This is a genomic window from Pseudomonadota bacterium (assembly GCA_039818985.1).
Taxonomy (GTDB): Bacteria; Pseudomonadota; Alphaproteobacteria; order Sphingomonadales; family Sphingomonadaceae; genus Alterisphingorhabdus.
Genome location: JBCBSU010000001.1, coordinates 2,217,677 through 2,238,877 on the forward strand (window position 1 = coordinate 2,217,677; position 21,201 = coordinate 2,238,877).

6 protein-coding genes are annotated in these 21,201 nt (G+C 60.1%); 5 read left to right on the top strand and 1 reads right to left on the bottom strand.

The window, feature by feature from the left end:
• Window positions 1–260 precede the first annotated feature (260 nt).
• The 5 genes from AAFX04_10600 to AAFX04_10620 all read left to right on the top strand — a co-directional run bounded on the left by AAFX04_10600 (window position 261) and on the right by AAFX04_10620 (window position 8,696).
• On the top strand, window positions 261–1,277 hold the full coding sequence (locus AAFX04_10600) for a BLUF domain-containing protein (protein MEO1045879.1): 1,017 nt from the start codon (window positions 261–263) through the stop codon (window positions 1,275–1,277).
• A gap of 2 nt (window positions 1,278–1,279) precedes the next feature.
• Window positions 1,280–2,821, top strand: coding sequence for a DUF4403 family protein (locus tag AAFX04_10605; protein ID MEO1045880.1), 1,542 nt, complete (start codon window positions 1,280–1,282; stop codon window positions 2,819–2,821).
• A gap of 177 nt (window positions 2,822–2,998) precedes the next feature.
• A complete protein-coding gene (locus AAFX04_10610) occupies window positions 2,999–4,099 on the top strand; it encodes an efflux RND transporter periplasmic adaptor subunit (protein MEO1045881.1) in 1,101 nt (366 codons plus the stop codon).
• Window positions 4,100–4,110: 11 nt separating this feature from the next.
• A complete protein-coding gene (locus tag AAFX04_10615) occupies window positions 4,111–7,185 on the top strand; it encodes an efflux RND transporter permease subunit (GenBank protein MEO1045882.1) in 3,075 nt (1,024 codons plus the stop codon).
• A complete protein-coding gene (locus AAFX04_10620) occupies window positions 7,182–8,696 on the top strand; it encodes a TolC family protein (protein MEO1045883.1) in 1,515 nt (504 codons plus the stop codon). The genes AAFX04_10615 and AAFX04_10620 overlap by 4 nt, the downstream gene beginning before the upstream one ends.
• 3 nt (window positions 8,697–8,699) lie before the next feature.
• Here AAFX04_10620 and AAFX04_10625 read toward each other — a convergent pair whose 3' ends face one another.
• Window positions 8,700–21,017, bottom strand: a complete 12,318-nt coding sequence (locus AAFX04_10625) for a hypothetical protein (GenBank protein ID MEO1045884.1) — start codon at window positions 21,015–21,017, stop codon at window positions 8,700–8,702.
• Window positions 21,018–21,201 lie beyond the last annotated feature (184 nt).

Below are 21,201 nucleotides of genomic sequence, written 5' to 3' on the forward strand. Positions count from 1 at the left end.
TACGCCCATCTCGCGATAGGCTGCGAATCGCCATAGCCTGACCGGCCCCGGTGTCGGATACCCGCCAGCTCCTTGCAGCGGCCTGTACGGTTTCCGGTTCACCGGTGGGGGGCGGCCAGACAATGTCAATAGTCCGGCGCACGGCGCGCTGGTGGAACTCCCGACGGGGCATCGAGCGCGATGCCGACAACCGCCGCTAGCTTCTTCGCAGCGCGCCAGGCCAAAAGGATGGCAGGAGAAGTTGGTTGGAAATCGCGCAAATGGCACGCCCGCAAAACGACACGCTGGGCATGTTGCTGTATACCAGTCATGCAACTCATGATTTTGACGATGAAGAGCTTCGCAAGCTCGTCAGCAAGGCGCGCAAGCGCAACCGGCAACTGGGCGTAACGGGCGCGGTATTCTATGAGGACGGTCGCTTTCTGCAATGGCTCGAAGGGCCGATAGCTGCCTTGGACCGTCTTTATGACGATATCGGCCATGACAAGCGCCATAATGATCTGGAGATGGTCTGCCACGGCCTCACAAATCATCGCATGTTTGCTGACTGGGACATGCATCTTTTTAACAGGCGCGGACAGATTGAGAACGCCCTGCATGGCTTCTCGCCACGCCAGCCAAATCTGCATGGAGAGCGGTCGATCCGCAAGGCGGCAACGCGGCTTTATGAAGGTGATGACAGCGATTTTATCGCGTTGCTGGCACAGCAGAATCATCTGCTTTGCGACGAGATAGCGCTGTGTGACCGGGTAATGCGCGATTATGACCATATGTGGAAGCGCGATATCTGTTCCGAACTGGACATCACCCTGGGCCTGTCGCAACTGCTATCGGCCTTTCGCCGCTGGCGCAGAAATGAGCCTATTTGCGCCAGCCAGCCTGGTCGTCGTCCCTTGCTGGTGGTGACACTGCCGGGCGAGACGCATCTCGTCGGCGCTTCGCTGGCAGCGGAGCGGCTGATGGATGCCGGGCGTGATGTCACCATAGAGTTTCCGTCTTCAAACCATGCGCTGTGCCGCCAGCTTGCCGATGTGGAATATGGCGGGCTGACAATCGTGACCAGCGGCGTTTTTGCCCGTGAACAATGGGCGGACCGATTGCATAGCGCGATAATTGCCGCGCGCGGGGAAATGGCGTCCGACACGCGCATCATAAGCTGCGGCCAGTTCGGGCTGTCGCGTCCGGATATTGCACAGACAACCGGTTTTGATGCCTGTTGCTGTTCGGCCAACGACCTGCCCAATCTTTTCGCTGCGCCATCGCAGACGCGCCACTGAGCTTGCCCACCACCCGGCTTGGATCAGGGCCAAAGGTCGCCCTTGTCGTCGCCGGCATCATCCTCGCCATCGGGTTGGTCATGCTGTGGTTTCAAAGACCGGGAGCCTATCCGCAGGCGAACGATACGCCGGTGGCAATACCCGACAAGACCTCGACCATTCACATACCGGTAAGCGGGGATCTTGCGGTTTTCGAAGCCATATTGAACCGCGAGATCCCGCGACGGCTGGTCACTATAGACGAACCGGAAAAAATCTGTTTCGCGACCAAATCAAAGCTGCTGCCCGACATATCATGCAAGCTGGTCGGCCATATCGATCGCGGCCCGATCCGTCTGGGCGGGTCGGGTGAGACCATCACCCTTACCATGCCGGTCAACACCATGATCCAGGCACGCAATATCGGCGGCATCATCAAGCGCGAAACCGCCACCGGATCGATGACGGTAACAATGCGCGCCAGGCTGGGGTTGCAGCGGGACTGGCAACCGACAGCCAAGGTCGACATTGACTATCAATGGGGCGAGGAGATCGGCATTGAGGCGCTCGGCCAGCGCATCACATTCGGTTCCAGGGTCGACCTGGAAATCCGCAAGATTGCCGGCCAGATCGAAAAGCGCCTGCCAAAGCTGATTGGTCAGCTCGAGGCCAGACAGAAGGCCGAACAAATCTGGGCCGCCGGATTTACGGTTGAGCGGGCAAAGACCGATCCCGGCATATGGGTACGCTTCACACCGCAGCGCATCGGCTTTGCCGGCTATCGCGTTTCAGAGCGCCAACTGATCGTCGATCTGGCGGCAGAAGCGCAGAATGAGACAATATTCGGGGCACGTCCGGCCAAGCCCGAAGTGACGCCGCTCCCCGATCTGATGGAGACGCTGCCACCAAAGGGCGTGGATGTGCATGTACCGGTCCATATCCCCTATAGTGTTTTGCAGGAACCTCTGGAGACGGCGCTGGGCTTCGGAGAGTTCCGCACCGTGGCGCTGGCAAATGGCATGGAGACCGAGGCGCGTTTCAATGATGTACAGTTCTTTGCCACCGCAAAAGGTCGGCTCGCCATCGGCTTTGACCTGACCATCATATCACCGTTGCCATGGCAGGACAGGATTGAGGGCAATGTCTGGATTGTCGGTCGACCCGAACTGGACCCGGACAACAAGGTGCTGTCGGTATCCGACCTGTCGGTGATCAGCCGCACTGACAGCACGATCTTCAATGCCGTGACCGGTGCGATTGCTGCCGAAGTCATTGATGACGAGCTGATTGCGAAAATCCGCTATGACTTTTCCCCGGAATATGACGAAGGTCTGGAGAAAGCCGATGCCTGGCTGAGGGCGCAGCCGCTGGAAGGCTTTGTCTTCAGCGGCGCACTGAAGAGCGCCGATATCGATGAAGTCCACCCTTCGCCGGATGGTTTCGTGATTCTGGCCAGAGCCACAGGCGATGCACAAATGGTCTATCGCCCCGATGAGGCGGCAAGACTGGTCGCCAGAAGACGCGCGGAACGCGCCGAACGCAAAAGCGCCGCCAAGACCCGATAATCGCAGCCCTCCGCTCTGGCGGACATTGCCAATATGGCAAATGATCGCCTAACCATTTTTGTTGTACCAAACACTGCAAATCCGCTGGAAAAAGGCAGGAAACCGCTTGTGCCTGCGGGACTTTCCCCGCTATTGGCCGATAAACAGATTCCCAGGCATAGGAAGTGCGCAAGAATCATGCAGCCGACTTTCTCCGGAAAGACCATAATCCATTTCGTAACAGCAACAGCATTATTGCTGCTTACGGCCTGCTCGGGTGGTGAGGGGGAAGAGGCCGAAATCATCCGTCCGGCCAAGCTGCATGTGGTGCAAGCGGCAAGCGAAACCTTCGACAACAGCTTCCCGGCGATCATCGAGGCCAGCCAGTCCTCTACGCTGGCGTTTCAGGTTGGCGGTTTCCTGCAGGATTTTCCCGTGCGCAACGGCCAGGCAGTGCGCCGCGGCGAGGTTATCGGCAGACTGGACCAGCGGCGCTATCGCAACGCGGTGACATCAGCACGGGCGCAATATGAGGCCGCGGAAGCCGAATATCAGAGCGCCGAGCGGCTGTTGGAGCAGGACGCCATAGCCAGGCTGGTGGTGGAACAGCGCAAGTCGCAGCGCGACACAGCGCTGGCGCAGCTTGACAGCGCGCAGAAAGATCTGGCGGACACTCTCCTGCGCGCGCCCTTTTCCGGTCTTGTCGCGGAAAAGCACATTACCGAATTCGAGAATGTCCAGCCCAATCAGGACATCGTCACGCTGCAAACCATCGGTGCCGCCGAAGCGGCGGTGAGCGTCCCCGCCAGTCTGGTGGCGCGCCTCGCCGATCCCGAAGACATCAGGACCAACAACTCCAGCAGCGATGATTATGAGACCTACATCGTCCTCAGCAGCGCGCCCGATCTCAAAATACCCGGTCGTTTCCTCGCGGCGACAACTCAGGGCGATACCCAGTCACAGACTTTCAAGGTCAATTTCGCCTTCACACCGCCCGACAATATGGTGGTGCTTCCTGGCATGACCGCGACCGTTTACAGCAGCCGTTCGCTGGTCCAGGGCGAGAAAACTTCCAGTCTCAGCGTGCCGCTCGGCGCCATTCTCTCCGATGGCAAGCAGCGCTTTGTCTGGGTCGTCGATACCAAGACCATGGCGGTGGCCAAACGCAAGGTGAAGACCGCTACCGGTGCCGGTGAAAACATTGCCATCGTGTCCGGCCTCAAGCCAGGCGAGACCATCGTCGCTGCCGGTGCCGCCTATCTGCATGAGGGCATGACCATCCGTGCCTATGAAGAATAGGCCCTGACCCGATGGATCTGGCCGAATTCTCGATCAAGAACCGTCTGATCTGTTTCATCGTCATCGCCATTGCGCTGGTGTCGGGCTGGTACAGCTATGAGAATATTGCGCGGTTCGAGGACCCGGAATTCACCATCCGCACGGCGCAGATCATCACCCAATATCCCGGAGCAACGCCCGAAGAAGTCGCGAATGAAGTGACCGAGGCTCTGGAAAGCGCGGTGCAGCAATTGCAGGAGGTCGAGGAGATACGCTCAATCTCCTCTGCCGGCCGGTCGGAAATCAGTGTCGATATTCTCTACCGTTTTTCACCAGAGAAATCCGATCTGCAGCTGATCTGGACCAAACTGCGCAACAAGGTCAATGACGCCCAGTCGCAATTGCCGCCTGGGGTGCAGCCATCAATCGTGGTTGATGATTTCGGCGATGTCTATGGCCTCTATTATCTGATCACCGGGGACGGTTTCAGCTATGCTGAACTGTACGAATATATCCGGTCGCTGCGCACCGACCTTCTGTCGGTCGATGATGTTGCCAAAGTCGAACCGGTGGGCATGCAGAAAGAGGTTATTTACGTCGAGATTGCACGCGAGCAGGCCAATGCGCTGGGGCTGTCAGTCGAGCAGATCTACGCCGATCTGGCCGAACAGAATTCGGTGGTTTCCGCCGGTGATATCCGGCTCGGCGACCGCCGCCTCGAGATCCAGCCGAGCGGCGAGATCGATTCGGTCGAGGCGATCAGCAATCTGGTTATATCGACCGCGGCCTCGGGACGGCTGGTAACCCTGCGCGACGTGGCAACGGTGACGCGTGGCTATGCCGATCCGCCGAACTTCATCATCCGCCACAATGGCAAGCCGGCCATCGGTCTTGGCATCTCCAATATCTCCGGTGCCAATGTCGCCAAAATGGGGGCTGCCATCGATGCAAAGCTGGAAGAGACCAAGGCGCTGCGCCCGGTCGGCATCGAGGTCCATGAATTCTATCATCAGGGCAAGATTGTTGAGGTCGCGGTCTCCGACTTTGCGATCAACGTGCTGGCGGCGCTGGTGATCGTGCTGGTGACTCTGTTCTTCTTCATGGGGCTGCGTTCGGCGGTTATCATAGGCGCGGTGCTGATCCTCACTATCGCGGCCACACTCGGCACCATGTATGTCATCAATATCCCGATGCACCGCATCTCGCTGGGCGCACTGATCATCGCGCTCGGCATGCTGGTCGACAATGCGATTGTGGTGACCGAAGGGATATTGGTCGGCACCCAGCAGGGGCAGAAGAAGCTGGACATCGCCAAGGATATTGTGCGCAAGACCAAATGGCCCCTGCTCGGCGGCACACTGGTCGGGATCATCGCCTTCGCGCCGATCGGCTTTGCCCCCGGCTCCACTGCCGAATTTACCGGCGACCTGTTCTGGGTGGTGATGGTGTCACTGCTCTACAGCTGGATTTTCGCGATCACGGCGGTGCCGCTATTCGCCGACATGCTGTTCGAGGAACCGAAGGAAGGCGAGATAGAGGAAAAACCCGAGCACCCGTTTTTCATCCGTTACAAGGCTTTTCTGCGTACCATGCTGGCGCGGTCGAAGCTGGTAGTGCTCGGGGTCGTCGGGCTATTCATTGCCGCCATTCTCGGCTTCGGCTTTATCAAGCCGGGCTTTTTCCCGCCCTCGACCACACCGCAGATTGTCGTCGACTTGAACCTGCCCGAAGGCACCGACATTTCAGTAACCGACGCGACCATGACCGAGCTGGAAACCTATCTGGAAGAGCTGGACGGCGTGGAAACGGTGCAGGCACTGGTGGGCAAGGGCACGCTGCGCTTCATGCTGGTCTATGGCCCGGAATCGCCCAACACCGCTTATGGCCAGTTCCTCATCAAGGTCTCCGACTATGGCATGATCGCGGACATGCTGCCGCAGATTCAGGAATATATCGATGCCAACTATCCCGATACCCAGGCCAAGGTGTGGCAATTCCAGCTCGGCCCCGGCGGCGGATCGAAGATCGAGGCGGAATTTTCCGGCCCCGACCCGGTGGTGCTGCGCGAACTGGCGGACAGGGCCAAGGCGATCATGGTCGCCGATGGCGGTGCCATCTCGGTCAAGGACGACTGGAGCCAGCAGGTCAGCATCATCCGGCCGGTCTATAATGAAGACAATGGCCGCCGCCTTGGCATCTCGCGCGAGGATCTGGCCAATGCGCTGCGCGCCAATTTCTCGGGCCGCGCCGTCGGTGTCTATCGCGAAAAGGATCAACTGATCCAGATCGTCGCGCGCGCGCCGGAGCGCGAACGGATCAATGCCGAGGCGCTGCGCGGGATACAGATTGTCAGCTCGGCCACCGGTGTCTCGGTACCGATATTGGAGGTGGTCGACAGCTTTGAGACGGTATGGACCAATGCCAAGCTGCGCCGTGTCGACCGCGTCTGGGCGATCAATGCCCAGTGCGATCCGCTACCCGGCGAACTGGCCGGTGTGCTGCGCGAGCGCATTGCTCCGGCCATTGAGGGCATCGAACTGCCCGAAGGCTATTCCTTCAAATGGAATGGTGAGTTTGGCGACAGCAGTGAGGCCAATGAGAACCTCGCCAGCACCCTGCCGCTCGGCTTCTCCGCAATGGTGCTGGTGGTGGTAATATTGTTCAATGCGTTGCGTCAGCCATTGGTGATCTGGCTCGTCGTGCCGCTGTCACTCATCGGGGTAGTGCTCGGCCTGTTGCTGACCAACACCGCATTCGAGTTCATGGCGATATTGGGGCTGCTGTCGCTGTCCGGACTGCTGATCAAAAATGCCATCGTACTGGTCGATCAGATGGACCTGGAAATACACGACGGCAAGCCGCGCTATGACGCGATCATCGACTCCGCCACCAGCCGTGTACGCCCGGTGATGATGGGGTCGATGACCACGGTGCTGGGCGTGATCCCGCTGTTCCTCGACGCCTTTTTCAAGTCGATGGCGGTGGTGCTGGTATTCGGCCTTACCTTTGCGACATTGCTGACCCTGGTGGTGGTGCCGATATTCTATGCCATGATCTTCCGCATCGGCCCGGATGAAAGCAAGACGCAGGAGGGCACAGCAACATGACGCCATTGTCCCGCCTTTGCCGTCATCGCGCGACAGCCATTACCCTGCTCAGTGGTGCGGCGCTGGTGCTTTCGGGCTGTGCCGCGATCAAGCCGGCAACCGATCTGGAAACCAGCGAGAAATCCGCTGCCAGCCTGCCACCGGTGCCGCCGGGATGGACATCGGCACGCGAACGTGTCGGCGATGTCCGGGTCGGCTGGATCGAGGCCTATAACGATCCGCTACTGACGGCGCTGGTGGCCGAAGCACAGGCCAATAACCGCAATTTGCGCGCCGCCGCCGCCAATGTTGAACGGGCATGGGCATTGGCGCGCCAGGCCGGATCACCACTGCTGCCCAGTATCGATGCCAGTGGCACCGTCCAGAATGTCGAACGGCTGGAAAATGGCGGTGCTGGCGGCTTGCCGTTCAACCTCAGCACCATTCCCGGCTTTGAGCGTTTTACTGTCGGTGTACAGGCGAGCTGGGAAGTCGATATCTGGGGCCGCATCCGCGCCGGACAGCAGTCCGCCGTGGAAAGCGCGCGCAGCACCGAAGCCGATTATGTCTTCTCGCAATATTCCATCGCCGCAGCGGTGGCGCAGTCCTATTTCCTGGTCATCGAAGCAGACCAGCAGATTGCGGTAGCGCAAGGCATTGTCGACGCCCTCACCGAGATCTCGCGCGTCGTCAATGCACGCTATCGCTATGGCATGGCATCGGCCTTCGACGTGTCGCTGGCCGAATCCGATCTTGCGACCGCGGTGGAATCGCTGGAAGCGGCAAAGAACAGCCGGTTGATCGCGGTACGCTCGCTCGAGGTGCTGCTCGGCCGTTATCCCGCAGCCAGGCTGAAAACATCGGGGGACTTCCCCGCATTGCCGGCACCGCCCGGTGCCGGCCTGCCCTCCGAACTGCTCGAGCGCCGCCCCGACATCATCGCTGCCGAGCGCCAGATTGCCGCCGCGATCAACAGCCGCAAGGTCGCCGAGGCCGCCAAATTGCCGCGTTTCTCGCTGACCACCGGCCTGAACGGTGCCTCCAACGCGCTGGAAGACGTACTCGACCCGGCCAATGTGCTGTGGACCGTTGCCAGCAACATTCTGGCGCCGATCTTCGATGGCGGCGCGCGTGATGCTGCGGTCGATCTGGCCGATGCCGATGTCCAGGCGGCGGTGGCGATCTATGCCGACACCGCGATCAACGCCTTTGGCGAGGTCGAACGGGCGCTTGATCTCGGCGTGGCGTTGCGCAAGCAACGGGCTGCGCTGGAACGCGCCAACCAGGAAACCGACAATGCCTATCGCCTGTCGGTGCTACGCTATAAGGAAGGCGAGATCGATCTGATCGATGTGCTGTCGGTGCAGCAGCGTGTCTTTGCCGCGCAAAGCAATCTGATCGCCATCCGCCGCGCCGAACTCAACCAGTATCTCGATCTCAGCCTCGCGCTGGGTGGCGACTGGAGAACCCCGGGTTCGGCACAACTCTCGCCCGGAACGGCAACATCGGACGCAACCGCAAAAGCACCATAGCGGTCATGGCCTGTACAGACGCTGTAACCGCGATCTGTTATGGCTGCCGGTAAGCAGAGGAGAGAAAATATGAGACGATTTGCATCCGCCATCGCCATTGCGCTGGCGCTCAGCCTCACCGCCTGTGCCACCACGGGCCGGATCATTACCGACAGCGACCCGGCGCAGGATTTTTCCGGCTATCGCACCTTTGGCTGGGTCGGTGAAAACCCCTATACCGCCTTTGGCGAATATCCGGTCTCCGCGCTGCAGCAACAGAAGATCACCAGCGCGATCAAGACCGAGCTCGAAGCGCGCGGCTATCGCTATGTCACCGACACGGCCAGCGCCGATTTTGCCATATCCTACAGCGTCGGTGCCCGCGACAAGACCAGCGTCAGCGAGGTCCCGGTGGCCAACCCCTTTTACGGCACAAGGGCGAACTGGCGCTGGGGCCGCGGCTATTTCCCCGCCTATTACCCCAGCATGGCCACCGAAACCGTCGTCAGCAACTATACCGAGGGCAGCCTCTCCATCGATATCTATGACGTCGGCCGCCGCGCTCCTGTCTGGCACGGGGTGGGCACCAAGCGATTGAGCCGCGACGAGCTGAGCGGTTCGGGCGAAGCCATCGATACAGGCGTGAAGAACATCCTCGCAGGCTTTCCGCCGCAATAGCCAGCCGGTCGCCGCCAGTGTGTGCCCGGCAATGTTGCGCGCGCTCTGGCCACCCTCGGCGTTGAGATCACCAAGGTTCAGCCTCTCGGCAACGCCCACCGCCAGCCCGGCGCCCAGCGCGGCGCCCGCCACCCCGGCGAACGAGAAGCTCTTCTGCAACCCGGTGGCCACCGCAACGCCCTGGGTGATGACGCTCGCCGTTGCTGCGGTGGCTGCGGTGCGCACGACATTGCTCTTGATCCCGGCGAACAGCCCATCCTTGAAGATACCGCCATCAGGGCCGATACCGCCCGTGACCCCGGCGCTCAGCGCCGCCAGCCCGACCTGGCGGAAGCTGAACCGGTCCTGGATGCCGGTGGCAACACCAACGCCCTGGCTTACCGTGCTGCCCAAGGCTGCCGCGGCGATCTGCTTGCCGATCGGCGCGCCCTTGCCCGCGGTGACCACGGTCACTGCAATGGCGATGGCAACCAGGAAGATCTGCCCGACGACAGCGCAGCCATTGTCGCGGTCTTTGGGGGGTTCGGGTGTGGTCGGCGCGGTGTCGCCCAGCGCTTCGGCCGGGTTATAGGCCTTGATGGTGGACGCGTTGAAGCTCGCGCGCTGGACCCCGGCGGGGATGTGCAGCTGGGCGCCGGGGGTGAGCGTGCCCGCGCCATTGCTGCCACCGGCGGCCGCCGCCGAAGGGTTGGCCTCGGCCAGCTTGTACCACAGCCCCGCATCGCCCCACAGGCTGCGCGCCACCCCGGCCAGCGTATCCCCGGCGCGCACGGTGTAGCTCGAGCGCGACGAGCCGGCGCCGTCATAGCTGTTGATCTGGGCGTACCCTTGCGCAAAATCGGCATGCGGGTTGCCGCTGGTCGCGCCGAACTCGAAATTGCCGTCCTCTACCCCGGCCTCGCGGTTGCGGATCGAGACGGCATAATCGACATTGCGGGTGCCGTTATTGCCGATATGGCCCATCTCGCCGCCGCCAAAGCGATACCAGATATCGCGCGGATCACCGGTCAGCGTATCGCCATCATCCTGATCACGCTGGAGGATCTGGCCGTTGATATCGCTCACATAGGCAATGGTGCGCGCATTGCCGTCATCGATATCCACCTCGGTCAGATTGCCGGCAATGTCATAGCTGAACAGCGACTCATGCTCATCGCCGGTGGTGGCGCTGGTCGCGGTCATGCCGCTGCCGCTCTGCTCGACGACAGTGATCGGATCCGGCTCCGGATTGCCGCCACCGCCCGGCGGAGGCGTGGGTGTCGGTGTCGGTGTCGGGGTGGGTGTCGGCGTGGGTGTCGGGGTTGGCGTGGGTGTCGGCGTCGGGGTAACCGCGACATCGGGATCGAACGAGGTCCAGGCCTGGACCGCGCCGTCGCGCCAGTCATAGCCATGGACGGTCAGCGTGTCCTTGGGCTGATCACCGCTGCCGCCGCTGCGGCTATTGTCGGTGACGATGCTGACCACCTGGCCCAGCGCATAGTTGGCATCAGGGCCGGTGGTGCTGCCATAATCATAGGTCGAGGTCGCGCTATAGGTGACGGCGGTGCCGTTCTCGACCCGGCGATTGTGCACCGTGTCGGTGGCAAGCTGGCCCTTGGCGTTGTAATTGGCGAGGCGGTGATAGGCGAGATGGCCGCCGGTATTGTAATCCTTCTGGTCGGTCAGCCGGCCCAGGCCGTCATGGCTGTGCTCCGATTGCAGCGCCTGTGACGACAGATTGACATGGTCGAAGGTCAGTGCGGTGGCGCCATCGACAATGCTCAACGTGCTCTGGCGAGCATGCACTTGCGACAAATACCCGTCATCATCATAGCTGAAAAGCTCCTGACGCGTGCCGGTATAACCCCATTGCGAATAATGTGTCCAAGTGCCGTCGGTCAGGTCTTCCTGCGGCTGCCCGCCGCCTGGAGCAGGGTTGAAAAAGAGCACAGAGCCGCCATTATTGGGCGTCCAGGTCCACAGATCGGTTGAGATTTCCAGATCGGCCCCGGTCTGGGTTGATGTCGCGCGGCGGCCATCGGCGTTGTAGGTGATATCAACGCCCTGCAGCCCGCGCACAATCTGGCCGCCATTCAGCTCGCCGTCATGCGTCGTCACCCGGTTCATCGCATCATAGAGGAACCAGCTGTTACGGGTGTGCACCGGCCCCGCAACTGCGCCCTGATCGTCGATTATCCGGTGCGTCGTGCTGGTGTGGCGGACATTGCCATTGGCGTCATAGGCATAGCTGATGGTGGCTTCGGGCGCTTTCGCCGCGCCGATGATCGCGGTGCCACGCTCGTGATATTCGGTCAGCCGGCCCAGCGCGTCATAGGTGGCGGTGGCGTTTTTCAGCGTATCGGCGCCGGTGCCGACCTCGGTCAGCCCTTCATAAACGCGGTTGCCGCTGGCGTCATAGCGATAGGTGGCGGAGAGCGTATTGTGGTTCTCCGATACCAGCTGGCCCAGTGCATCATAGCTGTAGCTGTGGCTAAAGGCGCCGAGCGTGGCATGGGTATAGCTGCGGCTGGCGAGCTGGCCCGCCTCATTATAGCTGTAGCTGGTGACGCGGCCGCCGAGATCGGTGGTCTCATGGGTGCGGCCAAAGCCGTCAATCTCGCTGATCGCGGTGATGTTGTTGGCCGCGACATGGGTGACCGTCTGGGTCCAGCCGCCGCTGTCGCCGATGGTCGCGTCCCAGACATAGCTGGTGTTGGTGATATCGCCGCCAAAGGCACGGACCGAGGTGACGCGGCCCTGATCGTCATAGCTGGTGGTCTGCTTGTTGGCAGCGGTGGACCAGTCATTCCACTCCTCGATCTGCTGGCCGGCTTCGTCATAGGCGTAATAATGGCGGAAGCCCGAATTCTTGGTGACCTGGGTCAGCCGGCCGAGATCGTCGAAAATCTGCTCGGTCTCGCGCCCGACCTGGTCGGTCAGCAGCCGCGCATCGCCGAACACGTCATAGCCGCGCCGCTCGACCGCGCCATCGGGGGTGAAGCTGGCGGTGATCATCGCCTCGCTGCCTTCATAGCCGCTATGCGCCAGCAGATGCGCGGTGGTCAGATGGCCATTGGCATCACGGCTGGCGATGGCGCGGCCGGAAATATCATAATAGCTGTAGCTGGTGAGCGCGCCGGTCTGATCGATGCCGTTGGCAAGGGTGATCTCCACGCTGTTGCTGGTCTGGCTGATCTGCCGCCCCATTTTATTATAGGCGAATGTCGTGGTGAAATTGCGGCCATCGGTCTGGCTCTCGACCTCGCCAAAGGCGTTATAGGCCTGGCGGGTAGTGATGACGATATCGACGGTGCCGCTATTGCTGCCATTGGCGATGGCGATGTCCGGCGCATGCGTTGCCACCTGCTGACCGCGCGCATCATATTCACTGACGATGACGGCGAAATCATTGTCACCCAGATTGGCGAGCGCGGTGCTGCCGCTGGTGACGGCGGCGAGCAATGTCGCCTGGCTGTCCGTGGCGAGCGACGCCGTGCCACGGCTGACAATGGTCATCGTCGTCTGACCATTGGCATCATGCACAAAGGCGCGCCACACGCCGTCACCGGCATTGCTCTTCACCAGCCGACCGGCATTGTCATAGACATTCTCGTCCTGCACCACGCTGTTGAGGCTGCGCTGGGTCATCTCGCCATGGCTATTATAGACAAAGCCCTGCACGTCACCGCTGCCGATCCGGGTTTCGACCACCCGCCCGAGCGCGTCATATTCGGTCCAGGTCACGCGGTTGAGACCGCCCAGCGTCTCGGAGACAGTGCGGCCCGCGGCATCATAGGCATAGCTGGTCTGCACCCCGCCCGCATTGGTGACGGAGTCAAGGCGTCCGCCGGCGCCATAGCTGTAGCTTGTGACCCGGGCATCGCCCGGTGTGCCGCCAAGGGCGTTGATCGAGGTGCTGACCAGGTTGTTCAGACCGTCATAGCGATTGACCGTCTCCTGCTGCACATTGGTATCGGTGTGATCGGCAAAAGCGCTGGTGACGGCGCTTGTCAGCCGTCCGGTCTGGTCATAGGCATAGCTGATGGATTCCCCCGTCGCCTGGGTCTTCTGCGTCACCTGCCCGAGGCCGTTATAGCTGTAGGCGATGGTGGCGCTGGCCGTAGCTTCGCTCATCACGCCAGCAGCGTTGACACTAGCATGGGCAACGCCAAGACGTGTCTCGCTCAGCCGGTTGCCGACCCGGTCATAGCTATAGTCGGTCTGGCGGTCATCGGCACTGATAACCGGCGTCGGCCGGATTGCAGGATCGGGTGTAGCGGCAAGCGGCGTGGCATAGCGGATTTCGCTGAGCACATTGCCGGCATCGTCATAGGTCCATTCGGTGAGGAATTGTCTCTGGTCGACCTGGGCGACACGCCGGTCGAGTGCGTCATAATAGCTGAAGATATGCCCGCCATTGGCATCGACAACCTCGATCAGATTGCCATTGGCATCATAATGGTTGGTGGTGACAATATCGGCGATGCTGTGGACGTAGACGTTGCTGCCGTTGAGATAGCCCTGCTGCACATTGGCGACACGTGTTTCAGTCTGCAGGTTGCGGCCGTCATAGCTGTACAGGGTTTCGCGATAGGTTGCGCCCGGTGCCGGTGCCGGGGGTGTTCCGCCGGCATTGACGGGCAGCATCAGCGCATCGTCATAGACCCTGGTCGATGTGACATTGCCATTATCGTCATAACCCCATGTAGTGAAGGTGCCGACGGCATTGACTTCGGCAATCTTGCGGTTGCGCGCATCATAGTAGGACAGAGTGCGTGCGTCCATAGCGTCGATTGTTTCGATGACATTGCCATTGGCATCATAAGCGACCTGCTCGACCGGGATATGCCCGGTGGTGATCGCGCCGGTTGCAGGATCGGTGATATCCACCGCCTCGCCACGGGTTTCTATCAACCGTTTATTGGCATCATAGGCATAGCTGGTGGTCCGCGCTTCCGAAAGGCCCGCAGCCTCGGTCATGGTCAGGCGGTTGCCATTGGCATCATAGGTAAAGCTGTTGGTGACGATGCTGGCGAGCAGCGTGCCATTGCTGTCGCGGCTTTCCATCGGCAGCGTCTCTGACAACAGCAGGTTGCGACCGTCATAGACATTGGTGATCACCCCGCCCAGCCGGTTGGTGATCTGGACGCGGTTGCCATTGGCGTCGAGGACATAGCTTTCGCCATGGCCTTCGGCATCGGTGGTGCCGGTCAGACGTCCCAGCGCGTCATAGGTGAACTGGGTGGTGCTGTCTTCTGTGGCATTGGCTGTGATCGTCGGTTCGGTCGCCGTCGTGAGCGTAGCGACATCCACTGCAGTCGCATAACGGATGACGCTTTCGACTGCGTCTAGATGGCTGTAGCTGTTCCGCACGGCATAGCCTTCGGCGTCAACCGAAAGCGTCAGCCGGTCGAGCGCGTCATAATAGTTATGTGTAAGATTGCCATTGGCATCAGTGGTCTGAACGACATTGCCGTTATTGTCATAGGCAAACAGCGTCTCTGCCTCTTCTGTCAGACCGGACGCGGCCACCTGGCGGGTGACACGGTTCAGCCCGTCATATTCGAACAGGGTGATGACGCCATTGGCATCGGTCATCTGGGTGACATTGCCGGCATTGTCATAGGCATAAAGGACCGCAGTGCTGCCCGGACGGGTCTCGCTGATCATCCGGTCAAGGCTGTCATAGGCATAGCTGGTGACATTGCCATTGGCGTCCGTAAGCGTCAGCTGGTTGCCGCGCAAATCATAGCTGTAAAGCGTCTGGCCACCTTCGGCATCGGTCATGCCGGTGATCCGGCCCCAGGCATCATAGGCATAGCCGGTGACGCTGTCCTTGACCGCATCGGGGGTAATGGACGGTGGTGTGCCGATAACCGCACCGCTGGTGGGGTTGAAGTGGCGCGTCATGGTCAGGACTTCGCCATGCACATTATAGCTGGTGGCGGTGGCAAAGCCTTCCGCGTCAACCATCAGCGTCACCCGGCCCAGTGCATCATGGTAATAGTGAGTCTCATTGGCCTCACCATCGATCGCCTGCACCATATTGCCGCGCGCATCATAGCTGTAGCTGGTAGTGATCGTGGTGCTGGCATCAACCGAGCGGGTCTGGCCGATCTGCTCGCCACGGTGATTATAGACATAGCTGGTGACGCTGTCCTCAGCCGCTATAGCTGTCGGCGTCGGGGGGGCACCGACAGCCGCACCGCTGGTGGCGGTGGCATAGCGCGTCGTGCTGACCATCTCGCCAAAGCTGTTATACGTCGTTGTCGTGGCATAGCCTTCGGCGTCGATGCTCAGCGTCACCCGGCCGCGATTATCGTAATAATAGAAGCTGCTATTGCCCTCGGGATCGACGGTTTTCACCAGATTGCCGATATGGTCATATTCATAAAGGGTGGTGATGATGTTGGTGCCGACTGTCGCGTCGGTGTCCTCCTCGACGCTGATGATCCGGCCAAGCGAGTCATGTGTGTAAGTGCTGATATTGCCGCGGGCATCGACCCGCTGGGTCACATTGTCGAAGGCATCATAGCTGGCCGAGACGGTGATCGCTTCCGGGTCACCATAGCCCCGGGTTTCGCTGAGCTGGCGCCCGAGCCGGTCATAGGTGTAAGTCGTCGTCACGGCGTCGCCGGTGCCGCTGGCATCGGTGCGGCTGACCAGATCGCCAAAGCCGTTATAGGCAAAGCTGGTGGTAACCGCTTCAGCCGTGCCCATAGCGCGCGTCTCGCTGATTAGCCGACCAGCCCCGTCATAGGCATATTCGGTGATGCGCTCGAGCGAATTGCTCTGGCCGTCCACGGCGCCAAGCGCGGCGATTTCGCGCAGCAACTGACCCTGGCCGTCATAGATATAGCGCGTCACCATCCCGGTCGCGTCGGTGGTTTCGTACAGCTGGTTATCGGGCGTGTAGCTGAACAGCGTGCTGGTGTAGCTGGTACCGTTCAACAGCGCTTCGAGCGCAGCGATATCGGTGGTGTCGCTGACCGTCACCGCATCGTCCCAGCGACGGGTTTCGATCAGCTGGCCCTCGCTGTCATAGACATTCTCGCTGACATAGCCTTCGCCATCGACGCTATAGCGCAGCTGGCTGCGATCATCATAATAGCTGCGCGTCGTGCGGTTGTCGGGGTCGTTCCGGTTCTGATTCGCCCAACTGCCGATGGTGTAGACATTATCGGTTTCGGTTGGCTGCAGAGTATCTTCATAGACGGTCGCCTTTATCTCGCGTCCGAAGCTGTCATAGGCAAATGCTGTGACCGTGTTATCATTCACTGTATAGGCGAGCGTGCCGTCAGCGGCGTCGCGATAGGACCAGCTGGTGAGATTGTCCGGATCACCGGCAAGATTGTTTTGCGGATCGGCAACCATCGCCGCGATATTGTCAAAGCTATAGTCGTTGGAAGGATCGGGCAGCGGATTGGCGTAGCGGATGACACGTATCTGCTCGCCAGGAGAATTATAGACATATTCGGTGAGCTGGCCTTTATGATTGGCGGTGAACCGCAAACGGCCCAGGCCATCAAAGACCCGATGTTCGCGGCGATCCTCGGCCGGGTCGGCGAGACCGGTGAGCAGCGTGGCCAGTGTCCCGGCGGCGCGATCGGCGACATTGGTGGCATTGGCATAGGCAATGGTTTCCACAACCCGCCCGGCGGAATCATAGCGCATCTCGGTAAGATAGCCTTCGCCATCGAGGCTTGCGGTCAGACGCCCGTCAAGGTCGTAGAAACTGCGGCTGATGGCATCGACCGCCGCGTCTTCGACCATCACAACCGGCGCATCGGGCGCCGCAGCCTTGAGCCCGTCGAGCGCCGCCGCAGACAGCGCTTCGACATGGCTGACGGTGCGGATCAGTTCTCCAACGCCATTATAGGCGAATTCGCTCACCGATCCGGCGCTGTCGATGGTCTGGATCAACCGATCGGCGGCATCATAGACATTCCATAGCCATTGATCGGCGGCATCCGTCATCGGGCGTATGGTGTCGAGCGCCATGTCCACCGGCTCACCATTGCCGTTGACCAGCGAAGCCAGTGTCACCGCATCGAGACGATTATGCCAATTGACTGTGGCGACCATGCGGCCCTGATTGTCATACCGATATTCGCTCATCGCACCATCGGCACTGACCATCGCCACCATGCGGCCAGCATCATCGTAGAAGCGGTGGCTGTGGTGACCCAGCGTATCGGTCACCATGCGCAACCGGCCCAGATCGTCATAGGCATATTCCGTAGCCGGATCGGTCTGGGCCGTGCTCGACAGCACCTCGCTGATGAGTTCGCCCGCCAGGTTGAACGTCGCGGTGCGGGTCAGCCCGGTGGCCAATGTGGTGATGGTCTTGCTGGCGGCATCGTCAAAGGTGATGCTGGTGTCATTATTGTTGAGATCATTCGACACGATGACGCGACCCAAACCGTCATAGACAAATGTCTCGGTGTTGGTGATCCCTACAGTACGCCGCTCGAGCAGCTGACCGGCCTGGTCATAGGTATAATGGGTGGTCGAAGCGTCCACCCCGCTGGTCCAGTCGATATTGCCCTGACTATCGGCTTGGGCGAAATTGATGGTGCGGGTCAGATTGTCACGCAAATCGTAGAAATTGGCCAGGATATCGATCTGGCTGAGGTCGCCCTGACTGCCGCGCCAGGTCGTCATTTCGGCGAGACTGGGTGCCTCGTCCTCGGCCAGCGGTGTCCCGACATGGACATAGGGATGTTCGGGATAGACCGATATGATGCTGACCTGACCGGAACCGGTATAGCTATATTCGGTGACGGTGTTTTCGGGCGAAATCACGAACCGCAGATGGTTCTCGCCATCATAAACGAAGCGCGTTGTGGCGGGCTCGGCGGGCTGCAGGCTGCCGGCACCGTCCGGATCGGGGGTGCGATATACGGTTTCAGTGCGCAGTGCATTTGTCACCGCGTCATAGGTCCGCGCCACCGTATTGCCGAGCGGATCGCGGACAAGCGTGACATTGCCGTTGGCATCATGCTCATAGACCGTGGCCCGCCCGGTCTCGTCATAGAGGAAGCCTGCAGGTACGGTCTGGGACGGGCCGTTCAGTATCTCGTCGATGGTGAGATCGAGAGTGTCGTTGCCGTCGAGGATGGCTGCATTCGCGACAGAACGCACCTCGGGCTTATAGATTGTCGTGTCGTAAGTCGCAGCAGTCGAAGCGATCGCAAAGAATTTGCTGCCGATAGTGGTGTCGGTCATCGTCGGATCCCAGCGATAGGATTTGACGTCGAGACCGGAGACCTTGTTACCGCTTTCGAGATCGTAGACGCCGCCATGAGTGCCGGCGGACGCGGTCGCTGTCTGGCTATCGTCGAGTATATAGGCAACAACCTTGTACCACTTGCCGATAGTCAGCTTGCTGTCCTGGTCTGCGGTCGAAATTCTCAGAAAGGAAGGGAAGTTGGTGGCGATGCCATTGCTGTTGTCGATGACCTGCGGCGATCCGTCATCGCTGTTCCCTGGTGTGAAGCTGAGTTCGTGGCCCGCAGGACCGGTCTTTTTGAAATAATAGGTGAATTCGTAACTCTTGTTCTTGTCGATATTGAATTGACCGGTTGTTGTACCTCCACCAGCCCCGGACCCATCCTGGCTGCCGAGCTTCAGACCCCAGCCAGCATCATGGCCAGCAATGCCATAGGGTACATCGCCTTTTTCCCACTGGGTCTCTGTCAGATTGAAAGGTTGCCAGCTTGGGAGGCCATTCTGGGCTGGTGTGGTCGCCAGATCCGAGGGCCATGGGTCAGTGCCTATCTCGTCCTCTCCACGACCCGACGAGGCGAAAGACACAGGCGGGCCGTTCAGTATCTCGTCAACGGTTACATCGAGACTGTCGTTGCCATCGAGGATAGCCGCATCGGCAATGGCGCGGACTTCAGGTCTATAGAGGGTGGTGTCATAGGTGCCACTGGTCGGAGAGATCGTATAGAACCGGCTGGTTGATGTCTGATTGTCGGAACCGGGGGTCCAGCGGAAAGACTTGAAATCGATGCCCTGAACCTTGGTGCCGGTCTCGAGATCATAGACGCCGCCATGCGTGCCATGGGATGCATTGGCAGCGTTCTTGCCCATGACATAGCCCACGGCCTTGTACCATTTGCCGCTCTGCAGTCCGTCCTGCTGCGCCTTGGTCAGCCGGCCAAATTGCGGGAAGGCGTTCACATTGCCATTGGTGTTATCGATGACAGACGCATGCCCCTGGGAAGAATAGCCAACGGAAAACTGCAGGTCGTGATCGGCAGGACCGGTTTTCTTGAAATAATAGGTAAATTCGTAGGACTGGTCCTCATCGACGGTGAAGCTGTTGGTGGCCGACCCACCGCCATTCCCCATTTCCAGCGCCCAGCCAGCATCATGGCCGGTAACGCCATGCGGCACGTCGGACGCTTCCCACCGCGTTTCGGCAAGGTTGAAGGCCGACCAGCCGGGCAGTCCGGTTTGTGCCGCGGGCTGAGGGTCGGTAAAAGGGGGCCATGTGTCTGCAGTGCCGGTTGCATCGGCCCCACGCCCTGTAGAGGCGAAGCTGGCCCCTTCGGTCTCGATGGTGCGAATGACATTGCCATCGGCATCATATTCGAACTGCCGGACCTGCGACAGCTCTCCCGGAGTGGCAGGCGGCGCGATGATCTGGAGCAGCCTGCCATCATCGTCATAGGTCATGCTGGTGATGTTGCCCGCGGCATCGGTGATCACCGTCTCATTATTGGCCGTATCATAGGCGATGCTGGTAAGGCGGGTTTCGCCGCTGGCGACGGTCTGGGTCAGGCTGGTGACGCGATAATCGCCATCGATCAGGGCATAGGCGATATCCAGCTGTGACCCGTCAGTCTGGCTGATGCTGGCGACCCGGTTGCTGGTGCCGTCATAGCTGTAGCTGGTTTCGTAAACATTGCCGTCGGTCTTGACCGAATCTTCCGGCGACAGGTCGGTTATTACCTTCTCCAGCCGGTCGCTGGCGTCATATTCATAATAGGTGCGGACCAGGCTTTCGGCCGCGCCGCCATTGGCATGGTCGCTGTAATAGGTGGTCAGTTCGGTAATGTTGCCATTGGCGTCATAGCCATATTCGACATAATCGCCGTCGGCGGTTGTGATGCGCTGCAGCTGGGTGCCACTATAGGTGAAGCTCAGGGTATTGCCGTCGGTGTCTTCGGCGCTGGTGATCCTGCCGCCATTGAGATTGTCATATTGCTCCTCGACCTGGCTGTCGCCATCGGTCCAGGTCCAGACGTCGCTGGCAAAGGTGATGGTGTCATGTGCGCCTGCACCGGCGGTCGAGACATAGGCCTGACGGCTATCGTCCCAGGCATATTCAATATCGCTGCCATCCGCACCGGTACGGCGCACCGTACTGCCCACCGTATTGACCGTTCCGGTCAGCCCGTGAACCCGGCGTGACGTGCTCTGTTGCCAGTTGTCGCCATTGTCACCATCCCATTGGCCTTGGCTGTTATAGGTACGCGATATGCCGAGATCGGGGCCGCGACCGACAAGAAACTCGTCGCGCCGGGTCACCAGCAAATTGCCATTGGCTGCGTTGAGAAACAGGTTTTCGCCAGCCCGTCCAAGGCCCGTCTGCCCCAAAAACCCGGCATTGCCCAGCAGCGCGCTGGATCCCGTTTCCATGCCTGTAGCCGAACCGGTAAAGATTGCCACCATAGTGATCACCTCATTGCCATCCGCCGGCGCGGCCGACGCTGTGTTGAACCTGTGATCATTGGTCTGTGGATGTCGGAAAAAGTTTAGCCCAAAGCGCAAAGAATTTTCGAAACATGGTTAATTTTTGATTATATTCATATATTTTCCAGAGGGTTAAACCCTGTCCAGTGGCTGTTCCCTTTAC

What these genes read in the sequence shown, in the direction of transcription:
- AAFX04_10600 (MEO1045879.1), top strand. Translation starts at nt 261, where the DNA reads ATGGCACGCCCGCAAAACGACACGCTGGGCATGTTGCTGTATACCAGT.
- AAFX04_10610 (MEO1045881.1), top strand. Translation starts at nt 2,999, where the DNA reads ATGCAGCCGACTTTCTCCGGAAAGACCATAATCCATTTCGTAACAGCA.
- AAFX04_10615 (MEO1045882.1), top strand. Translation starts at nt 4,111, where the DNA reads ATGGATCTGGCCGAATTCTCGATCAAGAACCGTCTGATCTGTTTCATC.
- AAFX04_10620 (MEO1045883.1), top strand. Translation starts at nt 7,182, where the DNA reads ATGACGCCATTGTCCCGCCTTTGCCGTCATCGCGCGACAGCCATTACC.
- AAFX04_10625 (MEO1045884.1), bottom strand. Translation starts at nt 21,017, where the DNA reads ATGGTGGCAATCTTTACCGGTTCGGCTACAGGCATGGAAACGGGATCC.